The organism is Methanohalophilus mahii DSM 5219 (assembly GCF_000025865.1).
GTDB lineage: Archaea > Halobacteriota > Methanosarcinia > Methanosarcinales > Methanosarcinaceae > Methanohalophilus > Methanohalophilus mahii.
This window is the reverse complement of sequence record NC_014002.1, coordinates 451484-463971: the sequence shown is the minus strand read 5'-3', so window position 1 is coordinate 463971 and position 12488 is coordinate 451484. Positions and strand designations below refer to the sequence as shown.

12 protein-coding genes and 1 tRNA gene are annotated in these 12488 nt (G+C 43.6%); 4 read left to right on the top strand and 9 right to left on the bottom strand.

The window, feature by feature from the left end; genetic code table 11:
• Window positions 1-70 precede the first annotated feature (70 nt).
• Window positions 71-433, top strand: coding sequence for a dihydroneopterin aldolase family protein (locus MMAH_RS02195; protein ID WP_013036916.1), 363 nt, complete (start codon window positions 71-73; stop codon window positions 431-433).
• On the opposite strand, the gene hisC is transcribed toward MMAH_RS02195, so the two are convergent.
• The 8 genes from hisC to MMAH_RS02155 form a co-directional block, all read right to left on the bottom strand.
• Window positions 428-1513 (bottom strand): histidinol-phosphate transaminase, encoded by a 1086-nt coding sequence (hisC, locus tag MMAH_RS02190; protein WP_013036915.1) that lies wholly within the window; start codon window positions 1511-1513, stop codon window positions 428-430. The two genes, MMAH_RS02195 and hisC, sit on opposite strands and share 6 nt — an antisense overlap.
• Window positions 1500-2606, bottom strand: coding sequence for an acetylornithine transaminase (locus tag MMAH_RS02185; protein ID WP_157198749.1), 1107 nt, complete (start codon window positions 2604-2606; stop codon window positions 1500-1502). The genes hisC and MMAH_RS02185 overlap by 14 nt, the downstream gene beginning before the upstream one ends.
• 71 nt (window positions 2607-2677) lie before the next feature.
• On the bottom strand, window positions 2678-3523 hold the full coding sequence (locus MMAH_RS02180; protein WP_013036913.1) for an acyltransferase: 846 nt from the start codon (window positions 3521-3523) through the stop codon (window positions 2678-2680).
• Window positions 3524-3655: 132 nt separating this feature from the next.
• Window positions 3656-4135 carry a PUA domain-containing protein gene (locus MMAH_RS02175; RefSeq protein ID WP_013036912.1) on the bottom strand — a complete coding sequence of 160 codons (480 nt, stop codon included), beginning with the start codon at window positions 4133-4135 and terminating at the stop codon, window positions 3656-3658.
• A gap of 192 nt (window positions 4136-4327) precedes the next feature.
• Window positions 4328-5788: an RtcB family protein gene (locus MMAH_RS02170; protein ID WP_157198678.1), complete on the bottom strand. Its 1461-nt coding sequence runs from the start codon at window positions 5786-5788 to the stop codon at window positions 4328-4330.
• 17 nt (window positions 5789-5805) lie between these two features.
• Entirely contained in the window at window positions 5806-6234 is a 429-nt protein-coding gene (locus tag MMAH_RS02165; protein WP_013036910.1) for an archease, read from the bottom strand.
• 44 nt (window positions 6235-6278) lie between these two features.
• Entirely contained in the window at window positions 6279-6917 is a 639-nt protein-coding gene (locus tag MMAH_RS02160; protein ID WP_245526243.1) for a CDP-alcohol phosphatidyltransferase family protein, read from the bottom strand.
• A 17-nt stretch (window positions 6918-6934) separates the two neighbouring features.
• Entirely contained in the window at window positions 6935-7492 is a 558-nt protein-coding gene (locus MMAH_RS02155; RefSeq protein WP_048902083.1) for an aldolase, read from the bottom strand.
• Between the two features lie 79 nt (window positions 7493-7571).
• On the opposite strand from MMAH_RS02155, the gene MMAH_RS02150 reads away from it, so the two are divergent.
• The 3 genes from MMAH_RS02150 to MMAH_RS02145 all read left to right on the top strand — a co-directional run bounded on the left by MMAH_RS02150 (window position 7572) and on the right by MMAH_RS02145 (window position 9155).
• A tRNA-Thr gene (locus MMAH_RS02150) sits at window positions 7572-7645 on the top strand.
• 275 nt (window positions 7646-7920) lie between these two features.
• Complete coding sequence (locus MMAH_RS10725) at window positions 7921-8049, top strand: hypothetical protein (protein ID WP_281033894.1); 129 nt, start codon at window positions 7921-7923, stop codon at window positions 8047-8049.
• A 359-nt stretch (window positions 8050-8408) separates the two neighbouring features.
• On the top strand, window positions 8409-9155 hold the full coding sequence (locus MMAH_RS02145; protein WP_013036906.1) for an SIMPL domain-containing protein: 747 nt from the start codon (window positions 8409-8411) through the stop codon (window positions 9153-9155).
• 163 nt (window positions 9156-9318) lie between these two features.
• Here MMAH_RS02145 and MMAH_RS02140 read toward each other — a convergent pair whose 3' ends face one another.
• Window positions 9319-12423: a PAS domain S-box protein gene (locus MMAH_RS02140; protein ID WP_013036905.1), complete on the bottom strand. Its 3105-nt coding sequence runs from the start codon at window positions 12421-12423 to the stop codon at window positions 9319-9321.
• Window positions 12424-12488 lie beyond the last annotated feature (65 nt).

Sequence of the window (12488 nt, the reverse complement as noted above, 5' to 3'; positions counted from 1 at the left end):
TTATACCTGATACTATGTAAAAATGTGCCCCATCCACAAATATAAATAGCACCCTGCCATCCCACCAATCATGGAAAACAGACCTGATGATGCACAAATAGCCGCCTTTGAAGCAGGGATCAAACTGGGAGCCCTCTACCACCAGTTCACGGGTTCGCCCCTTAACCTGCAAAATGCGGATAGCATGGAAAGAGCCATTGCTGAAAGTATTTCTGTACAGCCGTTTGTTGAAGAGATCAATGTGAATATAAACAGGGATATGATAGCCACAAAATTAAATGATGAATTCGGATACTGTGAGCTTGAGGGAAGAATGTTGACAGTAGGCCTGCAAGTAATTCACGGAAATACCAGAATCCGGGCATCCATGACCTACAACCAGGAACGGGATTACCCCCTTATGGAAATAAATGAGGTCGAAAGCCTCTCATAAATAGGTTGAAAAGCCTTCCACAATTCTTGCATTTTGTTCTTCTGTACCTACAGTGACCCTGATAAAGGAATCCCCTGCATCACGGAAAGAAGTACAATCCCTGACAATTATCCCCCTGCGCAACAGATGGTCACATACATCCTTTGCACTGTTGGGCGCAACATCCACAAGCATAAAATTAGCCTGTGACCCATATACTTTGAAAGGCAGATTTGCCTGCAAATACTCACGACCATCGATTACCATCTGTTGGCTGGCCTCCAGATGCTCTCTGTCAGAAAGGGCAGCAATGCCTGCTGCAACGGCCGGTGCACTTACATTGAATGGAGTAGCAGCTTTCATATATTCGACCTTAAGCCAGGCAGGCATTATGCCGTAGCCAAGTCTCAAACCTGCCAGCCCGAATGCTTTGGAAAAGGTCCTGCCAACAACAAGATTATCATATTCCCCTACAAGAGATGCAATATCCGAACCTGCAAATTCCACATAGGCCTCGTCCACAAAAACCAGGCACTCAACCGAATCCAGCAACCTGCGTAGTTCTTTTTCAGCAGTGATATTGCCCGTGGGATTGTTTGGGGAGCAAATGAAAACTACTTTTGTGTTCTCATTTACCGCAGCAATGACCCTGTCAATATCCACGTCAAAATTTTCATTCCGTTTCACAAACACTGGTTTTGCTCCACATGCGGTTGCAGAAATCTCGTAATAGGAAAAGGTTGGAGTTGTAACCACAACTTCCGAGTCTGCAGACATGAGCATTCTCATCAGGCCGTCAAGCAAACCATCCATACCCGGACCGGATGCCACAATATTGGCCTGGGGCATACCAACATAAGCAGAGATCGCATCCACCAGTTCCCTGGCATCTGCCGAAGGGTAAATATTCACAGTGGCGGCAGCTTCCTGCAAGGCACTGACTGCTGCCGGAGAAGGTCCCAGAGGATTTTCGTTTGAGCCTAATTTGATAATCGAATCGCTTTCCAGATTATATTTTTCAGCGATCTCGGCAATCGATTTGCCCGGTACATAGGGAGCTATCGACCTGATCTCAGGTTTTACCAGTTCATAAATTGCCAATTATATCCACCACCGAATCTACCTGTTCTTCGGTTATGACAAGCGGAGGCACCATACGCAGTATGTTGCCTGCTGTGCAATTGAGCAGCACACCTCTCTCAAGGCCCTCAGTTACCATCTCCGCACATGAGTCCTTCACATGTACGCCCATCATCAATCCTTTACCCCGGATTTCCAGGAAATCCTCACGGTTTAAACCTTCCAGTTTTTTCACGAAATACTCACCCATAATGCGGGAGCGTTCCACGAGTCCTTCCTTTTCAATTGCATTAATGGATGCCAGGGCTGCTGCACATGCAAGAGGACCTCCGCCAAAGGTTGCTGCATGCTGGCCCTTCTGGAAAACAATACCCTCCCTGCTTGCAATGGCGCCCATGGGAAAACCACCCCCAAGTGCTTTGGCCATTGTCATTATGTCCGGGGTAACATTGAAGTAATCCTTACAGAACCACTTGCCAGTACGCCCAAAACCGGTCTGTACCTCATCGAATATCAACAGAGTATCAGTTTCATCACAGATTTCCCGGACCTCTTTCAGGTAATTTGAGGTAGGAACATTAACACCACCTTCTCCCTGTATGGGTTCCACGATTACCGCTGCAGTATCCGAATCAATGGCATCTGCAATTGCATCAGCATTATCATAAGATACAAAATCCACCCTGCCAGGAAGGGGTTCAAAGGGCTTCCTGTAGGCCTCTTTGGAAGTTACCGCAAGGGCACCCATAGTCCTGCCGTGAAATGAGCCTTCTGTAGCCACGAAGTTCTTTTTCCCTGAATGGGCCCGGGCCAGTTTCATGGCAGCTTCTATGGCCTCGGTGCCGGAATTGCAGAAGAAAAGGCGATCCATGCCGGTAATCTGGGAAAGTTTTTCTGCAAGGTCAGCCTGTACATCGGTATAATAGAGATTGGATACATGGATGAGTTTGCCTGCCTGCTCCTGTATCGCATTCACAACTTGAGGGTGGCAATGTCCAACATTGTTTACGGCTATTCCTGCCACACAATCGATATACTGTTTGCCGGCAGTATCCCATACAAGAGCCCCTGCTCCTTTATCCAGTGCAATAGGATAACGACCGTAGTTTTGCATAACGTATTTTGAATCTTTCTCTACAATAGAGTTATAAATCTCAGTAGTTTCACTCAAAAAAGAACACCTTTTTATTGCTGTTGGTCTGCTACATCCAGTTTTATCAGTTCCCTGTCTTGGGCGACCTCTTCTTCCTCACGTATGAATGTGGTGCCACCGGTGGCACGCATCACACCATCAACCCTTGAATCCTCGTGGATCCTGATAGAGTAAGCATTGATCTCTCCCAATATATGGGTACCTTTACCCACTATAACCCTACCCCGGGAGACAATGTTACCATGAATGGCGTTATTTTCACCTATCTCAATATCACTGGCTGTCCTGATACTTCCATACAAAGTAGTAGCATCGCCCATTTCCAAAGATTCAGCCCTTATATTACCTACTAGCCTGCAGTTATTACCTATGGTGGCTGTACCAGGAACCCTTATAGAGTCTGCAGATATGCGGGATCCGTTGGGAACTACCATAGCACCATAACTGATCTCTTTTGCTTCCTCTTCAAAGAATTCACTCATAGCCCTTTCTACTTCTTCACCCTTACCCATACGTAAAAGTTCGGAGATATAGAGGAAAATATAGGTGATTACAGGTACAGGATTACGAACAACTATCCAGCCATGAGCTTCGAAACCTCTGTTGATCTTCACATCATTACCAACATCAAGATCTCCATTGACGAAAAGTTTGCCATCTATTTTCACAAATTCGCCAATATAACCATTTTCGCCACAGCGTACATTGCCACCGATTTTTGACCAGATGTCTATACGAATATCAGACCTGGCAAGTACATCACCCGATACCGACACCCTTTCTCCGATTATCACCGAATCAGCAATTATACCGTAGCGTATATCGGAATGGTTCCCTACTATAATATCCTCATCCAGAACAATATTATGTTCTTCCATTTTCGTATTTGGAGGAATTACAAAGGTTTTCAGGAGCTGGTCTTCTTCGATAGTTTCACCTTCTGAGGAAGTACAATATAACTTACATGCTTATTTGTTGAATATATATTTAGATTTTGATTGCAATCCATATCAGCTGCTATTAACCCCAACCCTGACATCAACAGCCGGGCCGTTCTGCATGGCAAGAACTTCTTCAGGAGCAAGTAATAACTGCCCTGTGGCAATAAGATTGTCATGTTTATCCACAAGCAAAACTTCATCTCCAGCCCTCAGATCGGAGTCTATGTTTTCCACATGTTTGGCAAAGGCAGTTTTCCCTTTTGAGACAAAGGGAATTGCATCGTCACACATCATCACACGGTAGCCTGGTGCTGGAAGATGGGAATGGATACGTGAGGCCCCTTCAATACTTAAAGTGAACATTCCATCCCTGGCACGTACAGTGGCCATACGTTTCTCTTCGGAAAATATCTGCCTGATCCTTTTTGTCCGGGATAGTTTGAATGTGATGTCACCGGAAAAGAGAATGTTACCACATCCTTTGCCAAACTGGTAATCAGCCATGGTACGTACCTGTTTAATACGTGATTCCTCTTTTGTCATGGCCATAAAAAAGCATTAGGACATTAAATGAGTAGCGGTGAATGCATGGAGATTAATCAAACATTTTAAATATTATAGTCACCCATTGGAATGTGAGGAAGCGGAACCTGTCATATGGTTTAATACAGAATTACTGTAACCAAGCAAAACCATTCATCCCCTCAAACAATGTGTTCCCTTCCTCATATTCTCTCAATTTTAACCTTTTACAACACCCACAGGCATGAGTTTTGCTACCTTACCTGCAATACCAAGCCTGTCAACAACATCCACCACCTCACTGCTGGATTTGTAAACCCCGGGTGCTTCTTCGGCAATGACCGAAGGGTGGGCTGCCCTGACAGAGATGCCCTGGCCACTGAGATCTTTTTGAATCTGTTCTCCTCTGAAAGTGTGTTTCGCACCGGAGCGACTCATTACCCTGCCGGCACCATGACAGGCGCTTCCAAAGGATACATCCATTGCTGACTGCTTACCGCAGAGCACATAGGAAGGAGTACCCATACTGCCCGGGATAAGTACTGGCTGACCTACATCCCTGTAAGCCTTCGGGACCTCGTGATGGCCTGCAGGAAAAGCACGGGTGGCACCCTTACGGTGTACATATACCTGTTTTTTTCCACCGTTTACATTATGTTCTTCCAGTTTGGCGACATTGTGAGCCACGTCATAGACCAAATCCAGACCCAATTCATCTGCATCCATATTCATTTGTTGTTCGAACACTTCACGACAGTGGTGCATTATGATCTGGCGGTTGGTCCAGGCATAGTTGGCAGCTGAGGCCATTGCACCGAAATAGGCCTGGGCTTCTTCTGATTGTGCAGGTGCACAGGCAAGCTGTTTGTCAGGCAGGTCTATTTTGTATTTCTCCACTGCACGGGTGAGATTGCGCAGGTGGTCGGTGCATACCTGATGCCCCGCACCCCTAGATCCGCAATGTACCATGAAAGTAAGCTGACCCTGTTTGAGATTAAAGGCTTCAGCTGCTACCGGATCATATATCTCATCCACATACTGCAATTCCAGGAAATGATTGCCGCTTCCCAGGGTTCCAAGCTGCGGTCTGCCTCTTTTACGGGCTTTGGCACTTACCTGTGCAGGGTCACCTCCTTCGATGCACCCTTCACCTTCACAGTGGGTAAGATCGGCTTCTACGCCATAGCCCTGCTCCACAGCCCAACGGGAACCATTGGTGAAGATTGCTTCAAGTTCGCTTTCCGATGCACGTATCCGGCTTTTGGAACCCACACCCGAAGGTACGGCCTTGAAAAGGGAATCCAGCAGGTCATTGACTTTACCGTCCACATCGGATTTATCCAGATTTGACCTGATCAGGCGTACACCGCAATTGATGTCAAATCCCACACCACCGGGACTGATGACACCTTCCTCAGCATCAAAAGCTGCAACTCCTCCGATGGGGAAACCATATCCTACATGGGCATCGGGCATTGCCATTGAAAATTTCTGTATTCCCGGCAGCGTGGCCACATTGGCTACCTGGTCAACTGCTTCCTTTTCCAGATTGGCGAACAATTTATCTGAAAGATATATCCTTCCCGGCACTCTCATCCCGGATTTGTAACCCATGGGAACTTGCCATATATCATTGTCTATCCGTTCAAGTCCTTCTATTTCAGGTCCTTCTGTATCCATCCTATCAAATCCCCTTTTCATGTATCCACTGTAATACGTACCGTTACTCCCTGTGATGTTATTTGTACACCAAGGTCATTATATGTTACTGCCTTGACTTCTGTGTCAAATACGTGTTTTTCAAGATCCAAAGGTTCACCCTCTGCTTTTGCTGAAAGTAGGTATTCATCGCCTTTTTTTTCAATAGCAAAAACCTCAAAGTTACTGAACACAACCATATTGACTTCAAAGAGATAAAGAAGTTCAGAAAGCCAGTCCACAAGAAGGTTTTCCATGTCAGGCGCCTGCAATTCAATATATTCGGTAATCTGTGGCTCAATGCCGGAAGTATCGATCATAACGTTAAACATTGCCTCTGCGGCATTTGCAAAGGCTTCTTCTGCGGTGGATCCAAAGGCTTTGAACCTTGCATCTGCGGTATGTTCAATGTATTCATATTTTTTCATGAGGATAACCAATTACAGGGAGTAATTTAAATCATGCGTCTGTTTCAGCCCAGGCGTGTGCGGATAAAATGTATACGCTGCAGGGCAGTTACATGGGAAGCAATACCCATAAGGATAAGGGACCAGCCAAGCAGGGTGTAGCCAAATATAGCCTGTGGATAGATAATGTGCAACAGCGATGCGGCCATGATCAGTACAAGACGGTCCGCCCTGCCCATAATCCCACCATAGAAACGACCGATGGATAATGCCTGGGCCTGAGTACCGAGATAACTTGTCAGCAGAATGCCCACCATTGTGAACAGGCCAATACCCCAGCCTGCATATTCCCCGAAGATCAGGCCGCCGACAATAAAGACATCTGCATAGCGATCAACCACATGATCAAGGAAATCCCCGGCCTTGTCGTTTATGAGAAGATAACGGGCCATACTGCCATCCAGCGCGTCAAACAGGGAGTTGAGGACCACGAATATGAATGCCGCACCTATCAGGAAAATGTTGGTCGCCCCAAAGGCATAGCACAGTCCTGCAGCTGCGGAAAAAAGCAGGGAAGCAAGTGTTACCTGGTTGGGGGTTATGCCCATGTCTGCAAATATTTTTGCAAGTCTTGATATGGGGCCTGCAAAAACAGGCCTGAAGCGGTCCAGGGTCATTGTATAATCCCTTAGTTGTCCTTCCATGATTTAATCTTTTACTTTCACAGGGATCTTTTAGCAAGATCGTAGTAATAGCGCACTTTGCAGGTGTGCTCTATCTGGGTGGTGTTGATGTAGGCATGGTCCAGGGTTTTTCCTGTGGAGATGGTGCCGTGGCTTTTGACGATAACCCCGTTGGTTTCTGCTAGCGCCGCAGCGGAGTTTGCGGCAAGTTCTTCACTGCCTATACTGCCTTCCACAATCGACACATGCCCCAGGAAATACACACCTTCACTATCCAGTGGTTCGATACTGCCCGATTCATCCAGCAGTGACATCACAACTGCAAAGGGACAGTGGCCGTGCACGATGCATCCGGCATCAGTCTCCTGATAGATACGCCTGTGGACCCGGGTTTCCGACGATGCGAGACCGTCAAATTCGCAGGTGTTATGGATGGGCACCTCCACCACATTCTCCTCACATATCTCATCAAGCGGGCATCCACTGCGGGTTATCACCATACTGTTGCCCTGACGTACACTTATATTTCCAAAATGAGACTCAACCAGCCCATGATCCACGAGTTTTTTCCCGATTCTTGCCATTTCCTGCCACATAGGAGTTAGATATAAGTTCAACCAGCCATAAAATTTATGTGCCATTATGCTATCTATGGGTTGCATTCATACCAAAAGCGCCTCGGTGGCTCAGCCTGGCAGAGCGAGTGACTTGTAATCACTAGGTCGCGTGTTCAAATCACGCCCGGGGCTTCCTACTACCAGTAACCAGCCCTAATATTTCCACACAGGTTTCTGGATTATTAATGAAGAATGTTCTCAAAGAAATAAATATCTGATTTTTGAATTTGTTAATGTGTTGTATGCGGAAGCTTTGTCGGGGCACGCATATTCAAATATCTGGCTCAACAGAATATCCTATCCTACAAGTTTGGAAAGGACTTTGATGAAGTGACACTTACTGACTTGTATCGAGTAGTTGCTGAAATTGAAAGGTCCGATAAAATGTTCCCACTGTGACACCACCAATGAACCAACTGAAGCAGATGCAGCTAACAGACAGTGACGATGAGCTGTTTGACATTCTGATGGATGCCATCAAGCATAATCCTGATATATTTATTAAGACTGTACAGAAAAATAAGACAAATCAATGATAAACAGTTCTAAATAAGCGAAGATGTGTTAATGAAAAAAATTGTAATTACGCCTCTGATTATTGCTACTTTACCATTGACCCAGAATCCATGTGACCTTATACACAGAGGAAGACTCTGATTCTGCCACAGAACTGTCCTGGAAAGCGGAAGGCCAATCTGGAATAATGACGAGGATATTGCTAAACTCTACAATATAAAGGGATAAATCGTAGACGAGTTCAGTAAAACATACCTACTTTTAGACCCATACATTTACACATGGTTTTGCATAACTGCGATCTGTATTGAAGTTTAGACAATTCTTTAATATTGTGTAATCATATTGTTTAATGTAGTAAGTAACAGGAGGAGTTTAATTGTCTCCGGAAAATGGTAAAGATAAATTATATTATGTCGTAATTGCACTATCCGCTGTTCTGATACTAATGGCTGCAACTTTATATGCAGGATCGGTGGGTTCATCAGATAGAAGTTCAGAAAATACTATGCATATGAGCGGCAATTCAGAAATGATGGTTGTACCGGACACTGCAACTCTGAATATTGGTGCAGAGGTCATGGCCCCCACTGCAGAAGAAGCGAGCCAGGAGAACGCAGCTATCATGAATGCAGTTATTGAGGAACTTAAAAATATTGGTCTAGAGGAAGAAGATATCCAGACCTCACGCGTTTCTGTACGGCCTGTGTACAATTATGAAGAAAGGACACGAACAATTGAAGGGTATTCAGCTTCCAATAATGTGCAGATAACTACTACAATGCTTGATAGTCTGGGAGAGATGATTGACAGGTCAGCATCTGCAGGCGCTAATCAGATAGGAGGTATATCCTTTACTGTATCTGATGATAAACAGAAAGAATTGCGTGAAGACCTGATCAGTGAAGCTGTGGCCGATGCATCATCAAAAGCTGAAATACTGGCTGAAAATCTGGGTGTAGAGATCATAAGTGTGAAGTCATCATCTATAAGCGACAATAACCAGCCAAGGATATTTTATGAAGAAGTTGCAGAAGAAATAGAGAAAGAATCAGGACCAACACCGATTGAACCGGGAGAGTCTAAGATTTCGATGTCAGTTCAGGTCACTTACATTACTCAATAACAAAACCTGACTGGTTAATTAGAACTTATACAGGAACATAAGTCTAGAAGTTATTGAATGGTTTTATATTACAAGATTCCTGGTCAACCTGTGGACTTCCATTTGGCTAAAAGCCAAGTGGTTTCCTGCTTCATTTTTTCGTATTGTGAAATACTCTGTTATTTTAATGGAACAGTAACGTAAAAACACTGCCTTTACCTACCTCACTTTCAACCAATATTTCCCCGCCATGCATCTCAACATATTCTTTGACAAGGGGAAGTCCCAGCCCGGTCCCTCCGTACTTGCGGGATGTGGAAGAATCCGCCTGCATGAAAGGATCAAAAATTTTGTCTAATTTGTCTTCAGGAATACCGATCCCCGTATCCTTAACCGTTATTTCCACCTGATCTCGATCAACTTCTCCGGCGGACATGGACACCTTGCCATTTTCATCAGTGAATTTGATCGCATTGCTTAATAGATTGAAAATGATCTGTTTAATCTTACTTTTATCGGCATTGATTTCTATATCTGCGGGTTTGCTTATTTCAAGATCAATGGATTTTTTCTGTGCCTGTGGTGAAATGACAGATTCGATCTCAGAAAACACAGAATCCAGATTTAAATCTTCACAAGCAAGTTCCATTTTACCGGCTTCTATCTTCGAAAGATCCAGGATATCATTTATAAGATCAAGCAGGTGTCTGCCACCATTGGATATATTGGATATATATTTTTTCTGTGAATCATTGAGTTCTCCCTTTATTTCTTTCAGCAAGATATCGGAAAATCCGATTACTGAATTTAAAGGCGTGCGTAGTTCGTGACTCATGTTGGCCAGAAACTGACTTTTGGTTTTATTGGCATATTCAGCCTGAATTGCCATTTCATTGGCTCTTAGAACAGCATCTTCTAACTGTTTTTCTGCCTTTTTGACATCTGTAATATCCATTAATAACCCCTGGATACCCACAATTTTGTCATCTTTTATAATCGGCTTTGCATTGGTCCTCACCCAGACAGTGTCTCCGCTTTTGGTAAGAAAACGATATTCAGAAGGTTCATCAATTCCTGAAAGTACCTTGCGGAATTGCTCCATTCGTCCCCTTATATCATCTGGATGTACAAATTCCACGAAGTTTTTACCAATTACTTCTTCAGGTTTGTAACCACTAATGTTTTCAATATTTGGAGTGACATACGTTACCGTAGCATTTTGGTCAAGAGTATAAACGATTTCATTTAAGTTTTCTACAAGGCTCTGATACTTTTGTTTACTTTGCCTCAGTTCATTCTCAGCCTTTATACGACCGGTAATGTCCTGGCTGGAACCGACAATATAGCGGACCTCACCATGCTGAAAAATCGGTGTCAATGCAGTCTGCCACATCCTTGTACCGGCCGGAAACTCCAGTGTTTCTTCATATGAAACAGTGTCATTTGAATCAATACATCGTTTATAATTGGCAGAAAGTTGATCACCGGTTTTCTTTCCTGCAAGTTCCTGAGGAGTTTTGCCTCTAAAATAAGCTGAAGTGAACCCAGTGGACACCTGGTGTGCCCGATTGTTACGCATATAGCGGAATTCATTATCATCGGTTACCTCAATCAAAAACATTGAATCCTGTGTACCCTGGAATACCGTTTGATATTCTTCCGTGAGTTTTTTTATTTCCTCTTCATTTTCTTTACGTTCAGTAACATCACGGGTGTTGATCAGTACCCGTTTTTGACCATTTTCATCAACATAAGAAGTGGCGACAGATCCCAGCCAGATATATCCTTTATCGGGATGGAGATACCGGTATTCAGCATGCTGTTGCTCTCCTGTTTCAACGATTTTTTTAAATATGCTGGCAACAAAATCAATATCATCAGGATGCAGGTCCTTCATACAGTTTTTACCCAGTAATTCTTTACCCCTGCCAAGAACTCGTTGATGGGAAGGAGAGATGTATGTATAGCGACCTTCGACATCGGCTTCAATTATGACATCATTCATATTCCGGGTCATCAAACGAATATGGGCTTCATATTGGTCTCTTTTTTTTTCCATTTCTATCTTATAGAGAGCAAAACCCAGATCATCTGAAACTTCTCTGAAAAGGTCATGTATTTCATCCAGATCGGCATATTTTCGAGGAACTGCAACCGATAATATACCACACACCTTTGAATTATATTGCAGTCGATAACATAAAGATGCATGGTCAGAATAAGTACAGGAAAGAGGACACTCCTGACATTCTTCAGCAGGATTATCCATAATCAAAATTTCGTCTTTTTCCAAGACTTGCTGCATACATTGTGGAAATATGCCTTCTTTTAATTGTCCTTTCAGACGTTCAAAAACACTGGCAAAATCGGAAAAAGAAGATGCTGCTGATATAACATTCTTCTCATCATCAACAAGTGCAATCCAGGCACTGTAGTAGCCCAGTGTTTCTGTCAGGTTATTGCAGGCTTTCTGGATAACTCGGTTCGGATCATGTTCTTTTACAATCATCTTGTTGACATTACGGATTGAAAGAAGAACATCTTTGATATGCTGTTCACGTTCCTGTGCGATTTTCATGTCCGTTATATCCCTGCCAATCCCTTCCACTGCAATGAGGTTGCCGTTGCTGTCATAGACAGGTTTATTCACATATTCAAACCATACTGTCTGTCCCTTTTTATGGACCCAGCGCAATTGGATGCGTTTGTCTATCGGAATTTTACCCTCAAAATAATCCAAAAACAGTTGTTTATCTTCGGGGTGGACTATTTTTATAGCCAGTTGTGGGTCCCGATAATGTTCTTCGGGTGTGTATCCGTCCATTTGAGTTGTAGCTTTATTTACATAGGTATAACCGGGCCTGGGAATAAGGTCATAACGATAGATTGGCTCAGAAGAGCGTTCTGCAAACTCGTAAAATTTGGCTTCATTTTGTGACAGGACTGAAAAAAGAGTGACAAAATATCCTTTTTCGGATGATTGAACATATATCTGGTACCATTGTCCCAATGCTAGAGAATAATGAGTGAAATTTATATCCTCTCCTGTTAATGCCACATGTCCAAAAAGTGCAATCCAGTCAAAATCATCTTCAACAATTTCGGGAAGCACTTCAGTAACTGTTTTGTTGAGAATATTTTCTTTTTTCAAATCGGTCATATCCTCAAATGTAGGATTTACATCCAGAAACCGGTAATTTACAGGTTTGCCGTTTTCATCAAGGATGATTTTGTGACGTGCGTAGGCGAAAGAATCTTTCTCAAAATCATTATCTGTTGAATTTGGCATGACAATCAGATCTTATAAATAATATGAATAGGGGGAACCGGATGATTGGAATGGTTTGTATAACA

Excerpts from the sequence above, each read along its gene's own strand:
- MMAH_RS02170 (WP_157198678.1), bottom strand. The coding sequence starts at position 5,788 with ATGGATACAGAAGGACCTGAAATAGAAGGACTTGAACGGATAGACAAT.
- MMAH_RS02175 (WP_013036912.1), bottom strand. The coding sequence starts at position 4,135 with ATGGCCATGACAAAAGAGGAATCACGTATTAAACAGGTACGTACCATG.
- MMAH_RS02160 (WP_245526243.1), bottom strand. The coding sequence starts at position 6,917 with ATGGAAGGACAACTAAGGGATTATACAATGACCCTGGACCGCTTCAGG.
- MMAH_RS02165 (WP_013036910.1), bottom strand. The coding sequence starts at position 6,234 with ATGAAAAAATATGAATACATTGAACATACCGCAGATGCAAGGTTCAAA.
- MMAH_RS02195 (WP_013036916.1), top strand. The coding sequence starts at position 71 with ATGGAAAACAGACCTGATGATGCACAAATAGCCGCCTTTGAAGCAGGG.
- MMAH_RS10725 (WP_281033894.1), top strand. The coding sequence starts at position 7,921 with ATGAACCAACTGAAGCAGATGCAGCTAACAGACAGTGACGATGAGCTG.
- MMAH_RS02155 (WP_048902083.1), bottom strand. The coding sequence starts at position 7,492 with ATGTGGCAGGAAATGGCAAGAATCGGGAAAAAACTCGTGGATCATGGG.
- MMAH_RS02180 (WP_013036913.1), bottom strand. The coding sequence starts at position 3,523 with ATGGAAGAACATAATATTGTTCTGGATGAGGATATTATAGTAGGGAAC.
- MMAH_RS02185 (WP_157198749.1), bottom strand. The coding sequence starts at position 2,606 with ATGCAAAACTACGGTCGTTATCCTATTGCACTGGATAAAGGAGCAGGG.
- MMAH_RS02140 (WP_013036905.1), bottom strand. The coding sequence starts at position 12,423 with ATGCCAAATTCAACAGATAATGATTTTGAGAAAGATTCTTTCGCCTAC.